Origin of the sequence: Mesorhizobium sp. WSM4887 (genome assembly GCF_029625865.1) — a bacterium.
In the GTDB taxonomy this organism is placed as follows: Bacteria; Pseudomonadota; Alphaproteobacteria; order Rhizobiales; family Rhizobiaceae; genus Mesorhizobium.
The window spans coordinates 12,349-32,814 of sequence record NZ_JARTVP010000007.1 but is presented as its reverse complement, the minus strand read 5'-3'; the positions used below and the strand labels follow the sequence as shown (position 1 = coordinate 32,814).

16 protein-coding genes are annotated in these 20,466 nt (G+C 64.5%); 8 read left to right on the top strand and 8 right to left on the bottom strand.

Translation table 11 applies throughout. The annotated features are described in order from the left end of the window. Positions 1-99: 99 nt before the first annotated feature. The 6 genes from P9230_RS22735 (at position 100) to P9230_RS22710 (ending at position 8,178) form a co-directional block, all read left to right on the top strand. Positions 100-1,161, top strand: a complete 1,062-nt coding sequence (locus tag P9230_RS22735) for a GTP-binding protein (protein ID WP_278052414.1) — start codon at positions 100-102, stop codon at positions 1,159-1,161. 264 nt (positions 1,162-1,425) lie between these two features. After that, the gene (locus P9230_RS22730) at positions 1,426-2,400 is read left to right on the top strand and encodes a WD40 repeat domain-containing protein (RefSeq protein WP_278120828.1); all 975 of its coding nucleotides are present in this window, start codon (positions 1,426-1,428) and stop codon (positions 2,398-2,400) included. A gap of 189 nt (positions 2,401-2,589) precedes the next feature. Continuing rightward, entirely contained in the window at positions 2,590-3,966 is a 1,377-nt protein-coding gene (locus tag P9230_RS22725) for an aspartate aminotransferase family protein (RefSeq protein ID WP_127240331.1), read from the top strand. An 11-nt stretch (positions 3,967-3,977) separates the two neighbouring features. After that, positions 3,978-5,384 carry a glutamine synthetase family protein gene (locus P9230_RS22720; RefSeq protein WP_127243263.1) on the top strand — a complete coding sequence of 469 codons (1,407 nt, stop codon included), beginning with the start codon at positions 3,978-3,980 and terminating at the stop codon, positions 5,382-5,384. A gap of 89 nt (positions 5,385-5,473) precedes the next feature. Continuing rightward, the gene (locus P9230_RS22715) at positions 5,474-6,709 is read left to right on the top strand and encodes a putative DNA modification/repair radical SAM protein (protein WP_278120827.1); all 1,236 of its coding nucleotides are present in this window, start codon (positions 5,474-5,476) and stop codon (positions 6,707-6,709) included. A 2-nt stretch (positions 6,710-6,711) separates the two neighbouring features. Continuing rightward, positions 6,712-8,178: a UdgX family uracil-DNA binding protein gene (locus tag P9230_RS22710; RefSeq protein WP_278120826.1), complete on the top strand. Its 1,467-nt coding sequence runs from the start codon at positions 6,712-6,714 to the stop codon at positions 8,176-8,178. A 292-nt stretch (positions 8,179-8,470) separates the two neighbouring features. Here the strand turns inward: P9230_RS22710 and P9230_RS22705 are convergent, their stop codons facing one another. From P9230_RS22705 to P9230_RS22690, 4 genes are all read right to left on the bottom strand, one after another. Next, complete coding sequence (locus P9230_RS22705; protein ID WP_278054881.1) at positions 8,471-9,730, bottom strand: glycerate kinase; 1,260 nt, start codon at positions 9,728-9,730, stop codon at positions 8,471-8,473. Continuing rightward, entirely contained in the window at positions 9,727-10,230 is a 504-nt protein-coding gene (locus tag P9230_RS22700; protein WP_067324128.1) for a heme-degrading domain-containing protein, read from the bottom strand. The genes P9230_RS22705 and P9230_RS22700 overlap by 4 nt, the downstream gene beginning before the upstream one ends. A gap of 75 nt (positions 10,231-10,305) precedes the next feature. Further along, complete coding sequence (gene guaD, locus P9230_RS22695) at positions 10,306-11,619, bottom strand: guanine deaminase (RefSeq protein WP_278120825.1); 1,314 nt, start codon at positions 11,617-11,619, stop codon at positions 10,306-10,308. A gap of 2 nt (positions 11,620-11,621) precedes the next feature. Continuing rightward, positions 11,622-12,848 carry a urate hydroxylase PuuD gene (locus P9230_RS22690; RefSeq protein WP_067324124.1) on the bottom strand — a complete coding sequence of 409 codons (1,227 nt, stop codon included), beginning with the start codon at positions 12,846-12,848 and terminating at the stop codon, positions 11,622-11,624. Positions 12,849-12,999: 151 nt separating this feature from the next. On the opposite strand from P9230_RS22690, the gene P9230_RS22685 reads away from it, so the two are divergent. After that, complete coding sequence (locus P9230_RS22685; RefSeq protein WP_066995946.1) at positions 13,000-13,920, top strand: LysR family transcriptional regulator; 921 nt, start codon at positions 13,000-13,002, stop codon at positions 13,918-13,920. 36 nt (positions 13,921-13,956) lie between these two features. Here P9230_RS22685 and P9230_RS22680 read toward each other — a convergent pair whose 3' ends face one another. Next, a complete protein-coding gene (locus P9230_RS22680) occupies positions 13,957-14,793 on the bottom strand; it encodes a PhzF family phenazine biosynthesis protein (RefSeq protein ID WP_278054884.1) in 837 nt (278 codons plus the stop codon). Positions 14,794-15,041: 248 nt separating this feature from the next. On the opposite strand from P9230_RS22680, the gene dps reads away from it, so the two are divergent. Next, positions 15,042-15,530, top strand: coding sequence for a DNA starvation/stationary phase protection protein Dps (gene dps, locus P9230_RS22675; RefSeq protein WP_066995949.1), 489 nt, complete (start codon positions 15,042-15,044; stop codon positions 15,528-15,530). 32 nt (positions 15,531-15,562) lie between these two features. Here dps and xdhC read toward each other — a convergent pair whose 3' ends face one another. The 3 genes from xdhC to xdhA form a co-directional block, all read right to left on the bottom strand. Next, positions 15,563-16,561, bottom strand: a complete 999-nt coding sequence (xdhC, locus tag P9230_RS22670; RefSeq protein WP_278120824.1) for a xanthine dehydrogenase accessory protein XdhC — start codon at positions 16,559-16,561, stop codon at positions 15,563-15,565. A gap of 62 nt (positions 16,562-16,623) precedes the next feature. Then, the gene (xdhB, locus tag P9230_RS22665) at positions 16,624-18,987 is read right to left on the bottom strand and encodes a xanthine dehydrogenase molybdopterin binding subunit (protein WP_278120823.1); all 2,364 of its coding nucleotides are present in this window, start codon (positions 18,985-18,987) and stop codon (positions 16,624-16,626) included. Next, on the bottom strand, positions 18,987-20,465 hold the full coding sequence (xdhA, locus tag P9230_RS22660; protein WP_278120822.1) for a xanthine dehydrogenase small subunit: 1,479 nt from the start codon (positions 20,463-20,465) through the stop codon (positions 18,987-18,989). The genes xdhB and xdhA overlap by 1 nt, the downstream gene beginning before the upstream one ends. Between the last annotated feature and the right edge of the window lies 1 nt (position 20,466).

Sequence of the window (20,466 nt, the reverse complement as noted above, 5' to 3'; positions counted from 1 at the left end):
GGACCGGCTGGCCCATCGGTTTGGCGCGTGCAAAAGCGCGGCTCACATCCTATATGAGGGCCGACAAATCCTTCGAGCACAGATTTTTCGAGGCAGGCCATGAGCGATGCACAGACGCAGATCCCCGTAACCGTTCTCACCGGCTATCTCGGCGCGGGCAAGACGACGCTGCTCAACCGCATCCTGTCGGAGAACCACGGCAAGCGTTACGCGGTCATCGTCAACGAGTTCGGCGAGATCGGCATCGACAACGATCTGATCGTCGAATCCGACGAGGAAATCTATGAGATGAACAATGGCTGCGTGTGCTGCACGGTGCGCGGCGACCTGATCCGCGTCGTCGAGGGCCTGATGCGGCGGCCCGGCCGTTTCGATGCCATCGTGGTCGAGACCACTGGCCTGGCCGACCCGGTGCCGGTGGCGCAGACCTTCTTCATGGACGACGATGTGCGCTCCAAAACCAAGCTCGACGCGGTGGTGGCGCTGGTTGACGCCAAGCACCTGCCGCTGCGCCTGAAGGACTCGAAGGAGGCCGAGGACCAGATCGCCTTCGCCGATGTGGTGGTGCTGAACAAGACCGATCTCGTCACTCCCGAAGAGCTCGAAAAGGTCGAGGCGACGATCCGCGCCATCAACCCGGCGGCCAGGATCCATCGCACCCAGCGCGCCGGTGTGGCGCTCGGCGAAGTGCTCGACCGCGGCGCCTTCGACCTGTCACGCGCGCTGGAGAACGATCCGCATTTCCTCGAGGCGCACGACCACGATCACGACCATGAATGCGGTCCGGATTGCGATCACGACCACCACCATCATCACGACGGGCACGATCACCATCATCACGACCATCCTTCCGCCATCCACGATGTCACGGTGAAGTCGGTCTCGCTGCGCGGCGGCGAGATGGATCCGAAGAAGTTCTTCCCATGGATCGAGAAGGTGACCCAGATGGAAGGGCCGAACATCCTCAGGCTTAAGGGCATCATCGCGCTGAAGGGCGACGAGGACCGCTATGTGCTGCAAGGCGTGCACATGATCCTCGAAGGCGACCACCAGCGCGCCTGGAAGGACGGCGAGAAGCATGAAAGCCGGCTGGTCTTCATCGGCCGCGATCTCGACGCCGAGCGCCTCAGGAAGAGTTTTGAAGCTTGCCAGGCGGCTTAATTTGGCCGCCCTGACCTTCTCCCCTTGTGGGAGAAGGTGGATCGGCGCGCAGCGCCGAGACGGATGAGGGGTATTGGACGGATCGCCGTCTTTGCCAAGCTGGAACACCCCTCATCCGACCGAGCTTCGCTCGGCCACCTTCTCCCACAGGGGGAGAAGGGAGAGCCGCAACGCTGGCGCCATTCCTCGTTTGCGACCCGAAGCGGGTTGAGACCCGTAGCTCAACCCCTTAAGGGATGGGCGGAAATCGAATGGATCATCCCCATGCCGACAGTCGCCCCGCTTGATCTCGAAGGCCATTGCGTCGCCGCCGTCTTCCTCGGCGACGTGCCGCATTTCGCTTTGGCCGACGGCGCGATCCATCGGCTCGACAATGGGCACAAGACCGTACAGGCGAATGACGGGCTGCTCGCCGCCTTCCACGATGCGGCGAACGACCGGCTAGTTACCGGCGGCGAAGACGGCAAGGTGTTTGCGGTCAAGGCCGGCGGCGAGGCGAGCGAACTTGCCAGTGCCGGCAGAAAGTGGATCACCAGCGTTGCGGCGGGCCCTCAGGGCGCAATCGCCTATGCCTCTGGCAAGACGGCGTTCGTCCGTTTCGCCGACGGCAAGATCAAGGAATTCGCGCATCCGCGCTCGGTGGAAGGGCTCGCCTTCTCGCCCAAGGGCATGCGCTTCGGCGTTGCCCGCTACAATGGCGCGACGCTGCATTTCCCGGCGGCGGAGGGCAAGCCGGTCGATCTGGAATGGGCCGGCGCCCATACCGGGATCAGCTTTTCGCCGGACAGCGCTTTCCTGATTACCACCATGCAGGAAAACGCGTTGCATGGCTGGAAGCTGGCGGACGGCAAGCACATGCGCATGAGCGGCTATCCGGGCAAGGTCAAAAGCCTGTCCTGGAGCGCGAAGGGCAAATGGCTGGCGAGCTCCGGCGCGCCGGCGGCGATCGTGTGGCCTTTCGCCAGCAAGGACGGGCCGATGGGCAAGGCGCCGCTGGAGCTCGGCACGCGCGGCAACACCATGGTGACCTGCGTTGCCTGCCATCCCAGCCAGGAGGTCACCGCGATCGGCTATGAGGACGGCATGGTGATCGCGGCCCGCTTCGCCGACGCCAAGGAAGTGCTCCTGCGTCGTCCCGGCAAAGGCGCCATCACCTCGATGATGTGGGACAAGGAAGAGCGCCGCATCGTCTTCGGCAGCGCGGCCGGCGATTGCGGCGTGATCGACATTACTGCGTAAGGGATTAGGGGAATAGGGCGGCAAGGGAATAGGGAAGGAGAGCCTTCCTCCGCTGTCTTCCCAATGCCCTACTCCCCTACTTCCTGAATCCCTTAATCCCTACTGTCTGAGCCAACGCCCGCCCCCTGCGCGGCCAATTGCGGTTTTGCCGACCGGTTGGCAGAGTGCCGCGCGAGAAAGAGGGGCTTCATGCATTCAATCGACCGGACTTCCATCGGCGGCATCGCCGCCGCCCGCATAGCCGAGCTGCGCGAGGCCGAGGCAGCCGCCTTCCGCAAGGCGCGGCCGAAGTCCGAGGCCAAGGTTGGCAACGGCATGGCCGGCTTCCTCGGCGGCGTGCCGATGCATTGGATGACCGACTGGCCGACGCCATTTGCGATCCTGGTCGACAGCGCCAAGGGTGCCACGATTACCGATGTCGACGGCAACAAGCTCGACGATTTCTGCCTGGGCGACACCGGCTCGATGCTCGGCCATTCGCCGCCAGCGGTCGCCCGCGCCATCCGCCGGCAAGCAGCACGCGGCTTGACCTATATGCTGCCCAGCGAGGATGCGCTGGCGATCGGTCCGCTCTTGCAGCAGCGCTTCCGCCTGCCGTACTGGCAGATCGCCACCACCGCCACCGATGCCAACCGCTTCGCCTTGCGGGTCGCCCGCGCGGTGACGGGGCGCGAAAAGATCCTGGTCTTCAACGGCTGCTATCACGGCTCGGTCGACGAGACGATGGTGCGACTGATCGACGGCAAGCCGGTCAACCGGCCTGGGCTGGCAGGCGAGTTCCGCGATCTCACACGGGCAACCAAGGTTATCGAATTCAACGATATTGCAGCATTGGAAGCGGCACTTGGCGACCGCGATATCGCCTGCGTGATCACCGAACCGGTGCTGACCAATTCCTGCATGGTGCTGCCGGAACCCGACTTCCACGACGCGCTGCGGCGCCTCACCCGGGCCGCCGGCACGCTGCTTTTGATCGACGAGACGCACACCATTTCAACCGGGCCCGGCGGTTACACGCGACGGCACGGGCTGGAGCCGGACCTGTTTGTGCTCGGCAAGCCGGTGGCCGGAGGCGTGCCGGCCAGCATCTGGGGCATGAGCGAGGAGATCGCGACGCGCTACGGCGCTTACAATCGCAGCAAGGAGCCCGGCTATTCCGGCATGGGCACCACGCTGTCGGCCAACCCGCTGCAATTCGCGGCGATGCGGGCGACGCTCGAAGAGGTAATGACCGAGGAAGCCTATGCGCATATGGACCGGCTGGCGCGCCGCCTCGACGCGGGGCTCTCCGCCGTCATCGAGCGAAACAAGCTGCCTTGGCATGTCGCGCGCGTCGGCGCCCGCGTCGAGTTCATCTGCGCGCCCGGGCCGCTCAAGAACGGCGGCGAGGCGGAGAAGGCACATGCGCCGGAACTCGAAGCCGCCGTCCATGTCGCGCTGGTCAATCGCGGCGTGCTGATCGCGCCGTTCCACAATATGATGCTGATCTCGCCGGCGACGACCGCGGCGCAGGTAAGCCGCCTGATCGCGGCTTTCGCCGCGGTTGCCGCCAGGCTTACGGCATGAGACAAGCGGCTATGGACAATCCGAGCACAGTTGCGACCTCCCCTTCGGGCTCGACGCCGGCCGAGGCGAAAGCGTTTCTCGCCGCCCATCCCGACATCGAGGCCTTCGACATCGTGCTCACCGACGCCAACGGCATCGGCCGCGGCAAGATCGTGCGCCGGCACGAGCTGATGAGCATTTTCGAGGGCGGAAGGCATATGCCGATCTCGATCCTCGGCCTCGACATCACCGGTGAGGATGTTCACGAGACCGGGCTGATCTGGGACACCGGCGACGGCGACCTCAGGGCATGGCCGGTTCCAGGCACGCTGGTGCCGCTGCACGGCACCAAGCCGCCGCGCGGCCAGGTGCTGATGGCGATGTATCGTCTCGACGGCCAGCCGATGACCTCCGATCCGCGGCTGGTGCTGGCAAGGCAAGTCGGGATCCTGGCGGCGCGCGGCCTGCATCCGGCCGGCGCCTTCGAACTGGAATTTTTTCTGCTTGCCAATGAGCGCGATGCCGACGGCAAGGTGCAGGCGGCGCGCGCGGTGCTCGACGGGCGCCGCTCGGGCAAAACGGAAGTCTATTCAGTCGACCACCTGCACGGCATGGAGCCGCTGTTTTCCGACATCTACGCCGCCGCCAGGGCGCAAGGCATTCCGGCCGAGACGGTGATTTCCGAATATGCGCCCGGACAGTACGAGCTGACGCTCAACTACCGCAAGGACGTGATGCGGGCGGCCGACGACCTGGTCATGCTGAAGCGGCTGGTGAGGGCGCAGGCGCGCCGGCACGGCGTCACCGCCTGCTTCATGGCCAAGCCGATCGAGGCCTATGCCGGTTCGGGCATGCATTTCCACGTCTCGCTGCAGGACGATGCCGGCCGCAACGTCTTCACCGAAGCTGCCGGCGAGAAATGGTCGCCAAGCCTGCTCAACGCGCTTGGCGGCCTGATCCACACCATGGCGGAATCGATGCTGGTGTTTGCGCCGCATGCCAATTCATGGCGGCGTTTCGTGGCGCAATCCTATGCGCCGGTGGCGCCGACCTGGGGCGTCAACAACCGCTCCGTGGCGTTGCGCGTGCCGGCGGGCGATGCGATGAACCGGCGTATCGAGCACCGGCCGTCCGGCGTCGACGCCAACCCTTATCTTGTGGCGGCGACGGTGCTGGCGGGCATCGTCAAGGGCCTCGACGAGGCCCTTGACCCCGGACCGGAAACGACCGGCAACGGTTACGAGCAGACAACGGAAGCCTCCACCATGCCGACCGATTGGCGCGCCGCGATCGAGGCGGCACGTGGCTCCGAATTCCTGAAATCGGCGCTCGGTCCCGACCTGCACCGGACCTTCGTGGCGATCAAGCAGGCGGAATATCTGCGCGTCGCACGCACCGTCAGCGAACTCGACTACCACCTCTACCTCCACGAGGTCTGAGGACTTGGCCTCGCAGACGGAGTGATCACGTTTCGCCGCGACACTCAAAAGTTATAGCCAGGCGACTTTCTGGAACATATCATGAACGCATGGCTGTGATTTCCGTCCGCGAGAAACTGGCGATCCTGTCCGACGCCGCCAAATACGACGCCTCCTGCGCATCGTCCGGTTCGGCGAAACGCGATTCGCTGAAAACAGGCGGCATCGGTTCGACCGAGGGCTCGGGCATCTGCCATTCCTATGCGCCGGACGGGCGCTGCATTTCGCTGCTGAAGATCCTGCTCACCAATTTCTGCATTTACGACTGCAGCTATTGCATCAACCGGTCCTCCTCGAATGTGCGGCGAACCCGCTTCAGCGTCGACGAGGTGGTGCGGCTCACCATGGATTTTTATCGCCGCAACTACGTCGAGGGTCTGTTCCTGTCCTCCGGCGTCATCCGCTCGCCGGACGAGACGATGGGCGAGATGGTCGAGGTGGCGCGACGGCTCAGGATCGAGGAGAAATTCGGCGGCTATATTCACCTCAAGACCATTCCCGAAGCGTCAGCCGAACTGATCGAAAAAGCAGGCCGTTATGCCGATCGCCTGTCGATCAATGTCGAGCTGCCGACCGACGAAGGGGTGAAGAAGCTGGCCCCGGAAAAGAAGCCGGAAACGATCCGGCTTTCCATGGCCAAGCTGCGCTGCAAGATCGAAGAGAAGGCCGAACCAACGTTGCAGAGCCGCAAACGCGAGCGCTTTGCGCCGGGCGGCCAGTCGACGCAGATGATTGTCGGCGCCGACAAAACGTCCGACGACGGCATCCTGCGCGCCAGCGCCCGGCTTTATGGCAGCTATCATCTGCGCCGCGTCTATTATTCCGCCTTCAGTCCGATCCCGGATTCGTCTGCGGCGCTGCCGTTGCAGAAGCCGCCCTTGATGCGCGAGCACCGGCTTTACCAGGCGGACTGGCTGATGCGCTTCTACGGCTTCTCGCAGCCTGAAATCCTGGCCGGCAGCAATGACGGCATGCTCGACCTTGCCATCGATCCCAAACTTGCCTGGGCGCTGCGCAACCGCGGCCGGTTCCCGGTCGACGTCAATCGCGCCGATCGGGAGGCGCTGCTGCGTGTGCCGGGGTTGGGCACCAAGGTGGTCGACAGGATTCTGCAGACGCGCCGCCATCGCCGGCTGCGTCTCGAAGATGTCGGACGGCTCTGCCAATCGGTCGCCAAGGTACGCCCCTTCATCACTGCGGAAGGCTGGTCACCAGGCGCGCTCACCGACAAGTCGGGCTTGCGCCAGATCATCACCCGATCTTGCGAGCAGCTTTCGCTGTTTTGACCATGGCACGGACCCAGCTCAGCCTCGCATCTCATCTCGCCCGTCTCGAGAGCGAGACCGATTTCGCCGGTTGGCGCGATGCGGCGCGCCGGCTGGCCACGATTGATATTCCGCCGGAAGAGGTGGCTTGGCAGGTTGGCCACGACGATGATGATCGCGGCAACGATTTGCCGGCTTGCCGACAGGATGCGCGGCTTGTCGTCCCGCGCGAGTTCATCGAACGTGCAGAGACGGTCATCTGCCATTCGGACCCCGAGCGTTTCAACTTCCTCTATCGGTTGCTCTGGCGGTTGCGCGTCGACCCGAAGCTGCTGTCGATCGCTTCCGACCCGGATATCCGCAGGCTCGAGTCCATGGAAAAGGCGGTTCGGCGCGACATCCACAAGATGCGCGCCTTCGTGCGCTTCCGGAAGATCGGCGACGGCGCGGAGGAACGTTATGTCGCCTGGTTCGAGCCCGATCATTTCATCGTCGAGCGCAATGCCGATTTCTTTGTGCGCCGCTTCGCCGGCATGCGCTGGACGATTCTCACGCCGCACGCCTCGGCCGAGTGGGACGGCGAGCGGCTGGCGATCGGCCCAGGCGCCGACAAGCGCGACGCGCCGGCGGAAGACGACGCCGAGACGCTGTGGCGGACCTATTTCGAGAATATCTTCAACCCGGCCCGCCTCAAGGTGAAGGCGATGCAGAAGGAGATGCCGAAGAAATATTGGCGGAACCTTCCCGAGGCCTCGCTCATTCCAGACCTGATAGCAGGAGCGGACAGAGCCGCGACAGCCATGATCGCCCGGATGCCAACCTCCCCAGCGCCGCACCACGCCAAAGTGAAGGCAAAAAACTGGCCTTCGCCGGAGCCGGCGGATGTGGTGGAGCCCGAAAGTACGGATATTCCGGCATTACGCGAAGAGGCGAGCGGTTGCCGGCGTTGCCCGCTCTGGCGCGATGCCACGCAAACCGTGTTCGGCGAGGGACCGGAGAATGCCGACGTGGTGTTTGTCGGAGAGCAGCCCGGCGACCAAGAGGACCTTGCCGGCAAGCCGTTCGTCGGGCCCGCGGGCAAGGTGTTCGACAGCATTTTGGACCAGGCCGAGATCGACCGCCGCAAAGTGTATGTGACCAATGCGGTGAAGCATTTCAAGTTCGAGCCGCGCGGCAAGAGGCGGATACATTCAAAGCCCAATGCCGGCGAAATTCGTGCCTGCCGCTGGTGGCTCGACAAGGAACTCGACCTCATCAAGCCAAATCTTGCGGTGGCGCTCGGCGCGACAGCGGCGCAGTCGCTGCTCGGCAAGGCGGTGCCGATCACCAGGATGCGCGGCGACGTGATCCAGCGCGAGGACGGCTTGCGGGTCTTTGTCACCATCCATCCCTCCTTCATCCTGCGCATCCGCGAGCACGAGGACAAGGAGGCCGAGAAGGAGCGGTTTCTCACCGATATGAGGAAGGTGAAGCAGCTGATGGCTGCTTGACCGATCTGCGCGCCTGAACGGGACCTTGCGCGGACGGATGCTGTTGTACGAGTCGTGCGACTGGGGAGAATTGGGCGAGATGCCCGTCGCCTCGTCATCCACGGGCGAAGCAAGGAGCGGAGCGACGCGCGCGCAGACCCGAGGATCATTCCGTTACCTGCAGGCGTCGCAACGATGCACAATTCTGCTCCGCTGCATTCCATGCCCGAGGTCACGTAATGGATTCCAGGGTCTCCGCGACGGAGCTTCGCTCCTGCTTCGCCCTGGAATGACGACTTCAGCGTTTATTGCGCTACCGGACGAGTATCGCCCTTAGATCATTGACGTTGGTCCCGGTTGGACCGGGCACGAACAGATCGCCGACCGCGTTGAAGGCGGTCCAGGCATTGTTGCCGGCAAGCATGGCCTTGGCATCGACGCCTGCGGCACGCATGCGCGCCACGGTCGTGCCGTCGGCGAAGGCGCCGGCATTGTCCTCGGAGCCGTCGATGCCGTCGGTGTCCGCGGCCAAAGCATGGATGCCGCTGACCCCATCGATGCCAATGGCGAAGGCAAGCAGGAATTCGGAATTGCGGCCGCCCTTGCCTTTTGCCCGCAGCGTCACCGTCGTCTCGCCGCCGGACAGGATCAGCATCGGCTTCTCGAAAGGCCGGTTACGGGTCGCCACCTCGCGGGCTATCGCGGCATGCACGCCGCCGACCTCGCGCGCCTCGCCCTCGATCGAATCCGACAGGATGACGGCCTCGATGCCTTGCCGCTTCGCTGCGGCGGCCGCGGCTTCCAGCGAGACGCCGGCCGAGGCGATGAGATGGACTTCATTGCCGGCAAAGCGCGGATCGTCGGAGGGTGGCGCATCGGCTGCGGGAGACTGAACATGCGCCATGACCGCATCCGGCAGGCACATGCCGTAGGCGGCGATGGACGCCAGCGCATCCGCGCGGCTGCCGGTGTCGGGGACGGTCGGCCCCGAGGCCACCAGCGCCGGGTTGTCGCCGGGAATGTCGGAGATGACCAGCGATACGACCCGGGCCGGATGAGCGGCGCCGGCCAGCCGCCCGCCCTTTATGGTCGAGACGTGCTTGCGGATGGTGTTCATCGCCGCGATCGGCGCGCCGGAAGCGAGCAGCGCCTCGTTGACGGCGATCTCGTCGGCAAGAGTCAGGCCGGGAGCGGGCGACGGCAGCAGCGCCGAGCCGCCGCCCGAAATCAGCGCCACGACCAGATCGTCCGCGCTCAGTCCCCGCACCTTCTCCAACAGCCGACGCGAGGCTTCGAGGCCGGCGGCGTCCGGCACCGGGTGCGCCGCCTCGATGATCTCGATGCGCTCGCATCTGGCGCCATAGCCGTAGCGGGTCACGATCAGCCCATCGATCGGACCATCCCAGACCTTCTCGAAGGCCGCCGCCATCTGCGCCGAGCCCTTGCCGGCGCCGATAACGATGGTGCGGCCCTTCGGCTTTGCCGGCAAATGATTGCGGATCGTCTTTTCCGGATCGGCAGCGGCGACGGCGGCGTTGAAGATCGACGTAAGGAAAGTTTTTGGATCGGTCATTGCTCTTCCGGCGGCAACTTGAGCTTGCTCGCATCGACTCCGAGATGGGCGCAGAGCGCATCCACAACGACACCGTGGTCTTCTCGTTCGGGCAGACCGGAGACGGCGATGACGCCGATCACGCCTGCGCCCTTCACCGCGACGGGAAAGCCGCCGCCGGCCAGCACATAGTCGGCAATGTCGAGCGCTTCGCCGACCTTGAAGGTGCGGTCGGGTCGCTGCTGCTCCAGCACCATGCGATAGGTGCTTCTGAGATAGCGCTTGACGACATTGATCTTGCGCCGCGCCCAGTCGGGGTTGGAGGCGTTGGAGCCCGGCATAGCGGCATAGAATAGGGGACGGTCGAAGGTCCTAATATCGACGATAATCGGCAGGTTTTCGTTGAGCGCCCGCTCCCTGATCGCCGCGCCTATCTGGAAGGCCACGGCCTCGTCGAAGGCCGGAAAGACCAGCGTGGCTTCTTGTTTCTTGATCAGAGCGATGTCGTCGGCGGCAGCCATGGCGTTTCCCCTGTCAATGTCGACGCACGCTTTGGCCGATGGCTGACGCGGGGTCAAGCGACGAGCACGTTTAATCTATGCGACAATCGCGCTCTTGGCCGGCCGACCCGCCACATAGACCTCGCTCACGGCGCGGTCGTCGCCCAGCGTCTGCAGCAGGAAGAGCTCCTCCGCCAGGGTCTCCACCGTCTCCATCCTCAGCCGCATCGCCGGCGTGGCGTTGGCGTCGAGCACGACGATGTCGGCATCCGTGCCTTCTTCCAGCGTGCCGATTTTTTCGGCGACAGCCAGCGCCTCGGCATTGCCGCGTGTCAGCTGCCAGAAGGACTGGAAGGGGTTGAGCTTCTCGCCATTCAGCGCGATGACTTTGTAGCCCTCATCCATGGTCCGCAGCATCGAATAGTTGGTGCCGCCGCCGACATCGCTGGCGGCAGCGATGCTGAGCGGCTTTTCGCGGCGGCGGTAGCGCTGGTAGTCGAACAGGCCGGAGCCAAGGAAGAGATTGGAGGTCGGGCAGAACACCGCAATCGAACCCGATTGCGACAGCGCATCGGCTTCGCGCTCGGATAGATGGATGCAGTGGCCGAAAAGGCTCTTTTTGCCCAGCAGGCCGTAATGCTCATAGACGTCAGTGTAGTCGCGCGACCAGGGGTAGAGCTCCTGGGTGAAGGCGATCTCGGCGTGGTTTTCCGACAGATGCGTCTGCATGTGCAGATCGGGATGCTCACGGCAGAGCGCGCCGGCCATCTCCATCTGCTCGGGCGAGGAGGTGATGGCGAAGCGCGGGGTGATGGCATAGAGCTGGCGGCCCTTGCCGTGCCATTCGGCAATCAGCGCCTTGCTGTCGTCATAGCCGGTCTGCGGTGTGTCCAGCACGCCCTCCGGCGCATTGCGGTCCATCATCACCTTGCCGGCGATGTTGAGCATATTGCGGTCGTGCGATTCGGCGAAGAAGGCTTCGGCCGACGATTTGTGCACCGAGCAATAGGCGACGACCGTCGTCGTGCCCTGGCGCAGCATCTCGTCGAGGAAGAGCCTGGCGATGCGGCGGCCATGCTGCGCGTTCGCGAATTTCGACTCCTCCGGAAAGGTGTATTTGTTCAGCCAGTCGAGCAGCTCGGCGCCGTAGGACGCGATGATCTGCATCTGCGGAACATGCACATGCGCATCAATGAAGCCCGGCAGGATGAGATGCGGGCGATGATCGATCGTCTCGACGCCGGCGCCGGCGCGCTCGGCGATCTCGGCATACGGACCGGCGGCAATGATCTTGCCGTCGTCGATCAGCAGCCCGCCATCCTCCTCGTAGCGCCAGGCGGAATGGTCGTCGATTGCTTCGGGCCAGCGCAGGAAGGAGAGCGTGCGGCCGCGCAGGAGTTTCGAGGTCATGCTTACTTTCCGGCGCCTTCGAACCAGGCCACCAAAAGGGCCCGTTCCTGGTCGGTTATCTGAGTGACGTTGGCGGGCGGCATGGCATGCGCGCGGCCGGCCTGGAGGTAGATCTCCCGGGCATGATCGGCGATGCGCGCGTCGGTGTCGAGCAACACGCCCTTCGGCGCATGGTAGATTCCTTCATAGGCCGGCTCTTCGGTATGGCACATCGAGCAACGGCCGAGCACGGTGTCGCGCACGGCCGGAAAATGCGCCGAGGCGATGTAGACCTGGGCAGCGGCGGATGCGGCGGAGGTCTTGGGCTCCGCTGTCAGCACCTTGGGCACGGTCGACAGCCAGATGACGATCATGAACAGCACGGCGGCACCCAGCCAGGTCCAGGTCGGGTTGCCCTTCCTCGCGTGCACGGTGTTGAAATAGTGCCGGATCAGCACGCCGATGATGAAGACCAGCGAGGCGATGACCCAGTTGAACTGCGTGCCGAAGGCCAGCGGGTAGTGGTTCGACAGCATCAGAAACAGCACCGGCAAGGTCAGGTAGTTGTTGTGCAGCGAGCGCTGCTTGGCAATCTTGCCGTATTTCGGGTCCGGCTTGCGGCCGGCGATCAGGTCGGCGACGACGATCTTCTGGTTGGGGATGATGACCATGAAGACATTGGCCGACATGATCGTGGCGGTGATGGCGCCGAGATGCAGGAAGGCGGCACGGCCGGTGAAGAGGTGGGTCAGCCCCCAGGCGATGAAGACCAGCACGCAGTAGAGCACCAGCATCAGGCCGGTATCGCTTTTGCCGAGCGGCGAGCGGCAGAGCAGGTCGTAGACGATCCAGCCGACGCCGATCGTTGCCAGCGACAAGAGGATGCCGACGGGCACCGAGATGTTGAGCACGTTGGGGTCGATCAGGAAGAGGTCGGCGCCGGCATAGTAGACCACGCAAAGCATGGCGAAGCCCGACAGCCAGGTGGCGTAGGATTCCCATTTGAACCAGGTCAGGTGCTCCGGCATCTCCGCCGGCGCCACCAGATATTTCTGGATGTGGTAGAAGCCGCCGCCATGCACCTGCCACTCCTCGCCGAAGGCGCCGGCGGGCAGGCCGGGACGCTGGCGCAGCCCGAGATCGAGGGCGACGAAATAGAAGGACGAGCCGATCCAGGCGATGCCGGTGATGACATGCAGCCAGCGGACGGCGAAGCTCAGCCAGTCCCAGAAAATCGCAAAATCCATCATCGAGTCGCCCCTGGGAAATCGTCCCTGCCGATCAGGCGACTTTACGGTCTGGAGCGCAAACGAAAAGAGGCGGGGCGCGCGATGACTTTCAAAAAAAAATGGAAAATACTAGGGTCGTCCCACGCAGCCATTTGAGAGCCACGACCGTCGCATGGCCTATCTCGACAATATCGCCGTCTTCGTCCGCGTCGTCGAGCTCGGCAATCTGTCGGCGGCCGGGCGCGACATGCGCATCTCGCCGGCGGTCGCCTCCAACCGCATCAAGGAGTTGGAGAAGCATCTCGGCGTGCGGCTGTTCAACCGCACCACAAGGCAGCTGATGCCGACCGAGCACGGCACGGTGTTCTACACCGGCGCCAAGCAGGTGCTGGACGCGATCACCGAGGCGGAGGCCGCGGTCGCAGCACTTTCCGGCCAGCCGCGCGGCACGATCAAGGTGACGGCGCCGCTCGGCCTCGGCCGGCGGCTGATCGCCTCGGGCATTCCGGATTTCCACGATAAATACCCCGATATCGAGGTGCGGCTGAGACTCTCCGACCACAATGTCGACATCATGAAGGAAGGCATCGACGTCGCCTTCCGGCTTGGCATCATCGAGGATTCCAGCCTTCGGATGCGCGGCATCATGGAATGCGAGCGCGTGCTGGTGGCGGCGCCGAAATACCTCGAGGCGCGCGGCGAGCCGGTCGAGCCGCAGGAGCTGATCGGCAAGAAGCATGATTGCCTGATGCTGCGCTATTCCGGCACGCGCGAATATGTCTGGACGCTGCAGACGCCGAACGGTCCGCAGAAATTCGAGGTGCATGGACCCTACGATACGGACGATGGCGATGTGCTGACAGGCTGGGCGCTGTCGGGTCGCGGCATCATCAACAAGCCGCGTTTCGAGGTCGAGCCGTTCATCCGCGACCAGCGGCTGAGAGTGATCCTGGCAAAGACGCCGCCGACGCCGGTCCAGTTCGCCGCCGTCTATCCGCACAAGAAGCTGCAGGATCCGAAGGTCCGCCTGCTGCTCGACTTCATGGCCGATCGCTGCCAGCGGCTGATCAAGGACATTCTTGCCGGCAAGTAGGCTGGCGGGCACGCGCCTTCGCGTGGGTGACCACACTCAGTCTTCGTCCATCAGGCGGGCCGTGCCGGATACCCGGATCGAGGTGCCGGGCGTGGGCGGAATATCGGCATGCAGCCGCGAGCGCATGCCCATATCCTCGCCCTGAACGATGTCGATCGCGCCGCCATGCGGCCAGCCAATGTCGCGCAGATAGCCGGCAAAGGCGGCGGCGGCAGCGCCGGTCGCCGGATCCTCATAGACGCCGCCGGAAGCGAAGGGATTGCGCGTGTGGAAGAGACGCGGCGTTTCGGCATAGGCGAGCAGGATCGTCACCAGTTCCTCGCGCCGCATCAGGGCCTGGCCCTGTTTCAGGTCATAGGCCATGGCGGCGAGCGCCCTGCGCGACTTCAGGGCCAGCACCAGATGGTCGGCGCCGCCATGGATCAGCGCGGGCGGAATGGCGGGATCGAGATCGCCCGGCTGATAACCGAACATGGCCAGGGTCTCGCCGGCCAGCTCCGACGGGGCCGGCCGGCTGCGCGTCGGCGGCGACTGCAGGGCGGCGGCAAAGTTGGCGCCGTCGCGAAACCCTTCGACGGTGATGGCGGCCTGGTTCAGGAGCAGCTTGAAAATTCCGTCGCCGAACCTTCTGACCAACGCCGCGCCCAGCGCGATGGTGGCGTGGCCGCAGAACGGCACTTCCGATTCGGGCGAAAAGTAGCGGACACGCCAGCCTTCCCCTTCACTTGCGGCAAAGGCGGTCTCGGAAAAGCCGACCTCTGCAGCGACGCGCTGCATGTCTGCGGCGTCGGGCAGAACCTCGCCAATCACCACGCCGGCCGGGTTGCCGCCGCTGTTGCCGTCCGAAAACGCCGCTATGCGCAAAACATCCATGTCGCTCGTCCCGTGTTCGTCATTCGTGTTCGTCAGGCGTGCAGAAAACCCGGTTCAATCCGGTTTGGGAAACGAAGAAAGCGACGAGCAGCTGTGAGCATCAGTCATACCTTCGCCAGCTGTGCGCCCCTCGATCCGATGCGGAACGAAACCCGCTCCGTCCCCGTTCTGGCGATTGGCGGCTGCACGGCCGCCCTTCGAGACCAGTCCCCAGCTTTCGCAGCGACCCAGCGCCACAGGAGCCGACCATGGACGCCATTGTCACCAAGAACGACCTCAAATCCGACGCCAAGAAGGAATCGATCGATCTTCTCAATGCCAGGCTTGCCGATGCCATCGACCTGGCGCTGGTCACCAAGCAGGCGCACTGGAACGTCAAGGGACCGCAGTTCATCGCCATCCATGAGATGCTCGACGAATTCCGCGAGGAGATCGACGGCCATGTCGACATCATCGCAGAACGCGCCGTGCAGCTCGGCGGCACCGCGCACGGCACCTCGCAGGACGTGTCGAGGGCAACGAAGCTCCAGCCCTATCCGACCGACATCCACAAGACCAAGGATCATCTGGCGGCGCTGATCGACCGTTATGCCACGGCTGCCAGGCTGGCGCGTGAGGCGATCGACGAGGCGGACGACGCCGGCGATGCCGACACCGCCGACATCTTTACCGCCTACTCGCGTTCGCTCGACAAATTGCTGTGGTTCCTCGAAGCGCATACGCAGGAAAAGGAATAGCCGGCTCAGCGTTCCTCCGATGGCCGGGTGAATCAGCCGGCCATCGCCTTTTCGGGCGCGGCCGAAGCCTGGGCCGCATGCGACACCAGCGCCGTCATGATTTCGGCGGCGGCGAGCGCGGCGATCACCGGCGGGCGCTTGTCCTTCACGGCATTGCCGCCGATCGGCGAGACGAGGCGGTTGAACTGGGCCTCGCTGCCCTCGTCCGACTTCAGGAACCAGTTCTTGAACGTCGCCTTCTTGGTCTTCGAGCCGATCATGCCGACATAGGCGGCGTCGTCGCGCTTCAGCGCCTCGGCGACGATCAGGAAATCGAGCGCATGGTCATGGGTGAGGATGGCGAAGGCCGATCCCGCCCGGGCTTCGCGCACCACCGCTTCGGGCATCGGCGTCAGCCGCGTCTCAACCGTTTCCGGCATGCCTTCCAGCGCATCGGCCCGCGTCTCGACGACCTCCACATGAATGGGCAGCAGCGCCAACGACGCGGCCAGCGCCTGGCCGACATGGCCGCCGCCAAAGACATAGACATGCGGCAGATGCGCCTCCTCGGCCTCGGCCTTGGCGACCAGTTCCTGTTCGATCTTAGCGTCAACCAAGCGGATCAGCACCTCGACGCGGCCGCCGCAGCATTGGCCGATTTCAGGACCCAGTGGAACATCCAGGGTCGCGCAGGTTTCGTCGACCTCAATGCGGGCTTCCCTTCCCCTCGAGGGGAGGGTGGCGGCCAAGCCGTCAGGTGGGGTCGCCGGCGCAGTGCTCGGCGCTGTCGTGGTGCCTTCTGAGCGCACCCACTCTGGCCGCTTCACGGCCATCGCGCCCTCAATGGGGGAGAAAAGCATCTGTCGCGCCTTGTCGATCGCCATGAATTCAAGCTGGCCGCCGCCGATGGTGCCGAAAATCGCCGATGGTGAGACGAGCATGAAGGCGCCGGCTTCGCGCGGGGTCGAGCCCTTGGTGGCCGCGACCTCGACGAGCGCGGCCCGGCCTGCCTGGCCGAGAAACGCCTTCAGGCTTTGCACTTTCGAGTTCATCGTCTGCATTTCCACCCAGGAAATATAGCGTTTCGCGCCTCGAATTGCACGTTTTGGCCGGTTCAGGCCGGCTTTGCGGCTTCCCGCTTCAGCCTTTCGATCGCCATCAGCACCCGTTCCGGCGTCGCCGGGGCATCGAGGCGCGGGCAGATCCTGTGATCGGCGACACTCGCCACCGCGTCGGAGAGCGCATGCAGCACCGACATGCCGTGCGGCAGCGGCGGCTCGCCGACCGCCTTGGAGCGATGGATGGTCGGCTCGTAGGCCGACGACCAGTCGGTCAGCTTGACGTTGAAGATTTTTGGCCGGTCGGAAGCGAGCGGGATCTTGTAGGTCGACGGCGCATGCGTGCGCAGCCGGCCGCCGTTGTCCCACCAAAGCTCTTCCGTCGTCAGCCAGCCCATGCCCTGGATGAAGCCGCCCTCGACCTGGCCGAGGTCGATCGCGCGGTTCAGCGAGCGGCCGGCATCGTGCAGGATGTCGGTGCGCTCGACGACATATTCGCCGGTCAGCGTGTCGACCGAGACTTCCGAGCAGGCCGCGCCATAGGCGTAGTAGTAGAAGGCATGGCCGCGGCCCTTGCTGCGGTCCCAGTGGATCTTCGGCGTTTTGTAGAAGCCAGCCGCCGAGAGCTGGACGCGGTTCATGTAGGCTTGCTTGACCAGATCGTTGAAGGCGATTTCCTGGTTGCCGATGCGCACCCGGTTGGGCAGAAACACGACCTGGTCGATCGGCACCTGGTATTTTTCGGCCGCGAAATCCGTCAGCCGCTTGCGGATCTGCCGAGCGGCATCCTGCGCCGCCATGCCGTTGAGGTCGGCGCCGGAAGATGCCGCCGTCGGCGAGGTGTTCGGCACCTTGGCTGTGGTGGTGGCGGTGATCTTGACCCGGTCGAGATCGATCTGGAATTCCTCGGCGACGACCTGCGCCACCTTGAGATGCAGGCCCTGGCCCATTTCGGTGCCGCCATGGTTCATATGCACCGAGCCGTCTGCATAGACATGCACCAGGGCGCCGGCCTGGTTGGCCTCGGTCTTTGTGAAGGAAATGCCGAACTTGACCGGAGTCAGCGCCAGGCCGCGCTTGATGAAGCGGCTGTTGTTGTTGAAGGCGCTGATCTCGCGCCGCCGCCGCGCGTAATTGGCGCTTTCCTCCAGCTCAGCGACGATGCGGTGGATGATGTTGTCCTCGACCTTCTGGTGATAGGGCGTGAGGCAGCGTTCGCCGATCGCATCCATCGGGTCATAAAAATTGAGCTTGCGGATTTCGAGCGGATCCTTGCCGACCGCGAAGGCCACTTCGTCGATGACGCGCTCCGCGCCGACCATGCCTTGCGGGCCGCCAAAGCCGCGGAAAGCGGTGTTCGAGACCGTGTTGGTGAAAAGCGGCGCCGATTTCGCGTGCACCGCCGGATAGAAGTAAGCGTTGTCGCAATGGAAGAGCGCCCGGTCGCCGACCGGACCGGACAGGTCGGCGGAGAAGCCGCAGCGCAGGGCATAGGTGAAATCGACGCCGAGGATGTTGCCCTCGTCGTCGAAGCCGACCTCGTAGTCGATGGCAAAATCATGCCGCTTGCCTGTGGCGGTTATGTCCTCGTCGCGGTCGAGCCTGATCTTCACCGCGCGCCCCAGCTTCTTGGCCGCGATGGCGGCTATGGCCGCGCATTGGTTGGCCTGCGTCTCCTTGCCGCCGAAGCCGCCGCCCATGCGGCGCACTTCCACCGTCACCGCATGGCTCGGCACGCCGAGCGCATGCGCAACCAGATGCTGCGTCTCGCTCGGCCCCTGCGTCGAGCAATAGACGATCACCTCGTCGTCCTCACCGGGGATCGCCAGCGAGACCTGGCCCTCGAGGTAGAAATGGTCCTGGCCGCCAAGCCACATGCGGTTCTTGATGCGGCGGGGTGCCGCCGCAATCGCCGCGGCCGCATCGCCGCGCTTCAGGATCAGCGGCGTGGTGACCTGCTTGTCCTTGACCGGGTCGAGGTCCCAGATGTCGATCACAGCCGGAAGCTCGTCATATTCGATCCTAGCCAGGCGTGCCGCGCGGCGCGCCGCCTCGCGTGTCTCGGCTATCACGGCGAAGATCGGCTGGCCGTAGAAGTGCACCTTGTGCTCGGCGAGCACCGGATCGTCATGCATGTTGCTCGGCGAGACGTCGTTGTCGCCGGGCACGTCGGCACAGGTCAGCACATCGACGACGCCTGGCGCTGCGCGCACCGCCGACAGATCAATGCTCTTCAGCGTGCCGTGCGCGACCTTGGCGAGGCCAAGGCCGACATGCAGCGTGCCGGCAGGCTCAGGCATGTCGTCGATATAGACGGCGGCGCCGCTGACATGCTTGTGCGCGGAATCGTGCCGCTGCTCGGTGGCGACGCCGCCGACGATTTTTTCGGCCTTGAGGTTGGGAGTGGCGTGCTTGTCCATCAGGCCGCCTCGTTGCGGGTCACTTGGAACGGCGCCCTGGTGCCGGTGGTTTCGACATAAAAGCGCAGCAAAAGATTCTTCGCCGCCAGCGCCCGATACTCGGCGGTTGCACGCATATCGGTAATTGGCGTGAAGTCGCTGGCGTATTCGGCCATCGCGGACTCGACACTCGCTTCGCTCCAGACTTTGCCGATAAGGGCGGTTTCAACCGCAGTCGCCCGCTTCGGCGTCGGCGCCATGCCGCCATAGGCGATACGGATATCCGCCACGGTGCCGTTCTTGGCCTCGGTCAGATAGAAGGCGCCGAGGGTAGCGGTAATGTCCTCGTCGCGGCGCTTGGTGACCTTGTAGACGGCAAATTTCGTGCCCTCTGCCGGCACGGGCACATGGACGGCCTCGACGAATTCGCCGGGCTGCCGATCCTGCTTGCCATAGGCAATGAAGAAGGTTTCGAGCGGGATCGTGCGTCGGGCATTGCCCTTGCGGAGCGTGAGCCGCGCGCCGAGCGCGATCAGCGGCGGCGGCGTGTCGCCGATCGGAGAGCCGTTGGCGATGTTGCCGCCGATGGTGCCCATGTTGCGCACCTGCTCGCCGCCGATGCGGTCGACCAGCGGTCCCAAGGCCGGGATACGCCGGGAAAGCGTTGCGAAGGCTTCGCTGTAAGTCACGCCGGCGCCGATCGTAATCACGCCATCGGTCTCCGAGATCATGCGCAAGCCGTCGAGGCCGCCGATGAAGATAGCCGGCGAGATGTCGCGCATATGCTTGGTGACCCACAGCCCGACATCGGTCGAGCCGGCAACGATGGTGGCGCCAGGCTCCTTCTCGAGCACCATGGCGAAATCGTCGACGTCAGCCGGCACGATCAGCCGCTGCCTACCCGAACCGACCTCGACCCTGGCGCCGTCGCGCAGCGCTCCCAGCCGTGCGGTGATATCCTTGCGCTCCACTGCCAGCGGGTCCTTCGCCGCCTTGCCGTAGCTTGATATGGCGCGCGCCGCGCGCATGATCGCCTCGTAGCCGGTACAGCGGCAGAGATTGCCCTGCAGCGCCTTTTCGATCGCCGCGTCGGACGGATTGGGCGTCTTCATCCAGAGCGCATAGAGTGACATGACGAAACCGGGCGTGCAGAAGCCGCATTGCGAGCCATGGAAATCGACCATCGCCTGCTGCACGGGGTGAAGCTGTTCGCCATTGCCGCGCAGGTGCTCAACGGTGACGACATGCGTGCCGTCGAGCGAGCCCATGAAGCGGATGCAAGCATTGACGCTTTCATAGACCAGGCCCTCGACCGACAGCTTGCCGACCAGCACCGTGCAGGCGCCGCAATCGCCCTCGGCGCAGCCTTCCTTGGTGCCGCGCAGCGAGCGGTTCAACCGCAGCCAGTCGAGCAGGGTCGCGTCGGGGGCGATGTCGTTCAGCGCGACATCGTCGCCGTTCAGGATGAAGCGTATCTGGTTACGGGCCTTGTCGGCCATG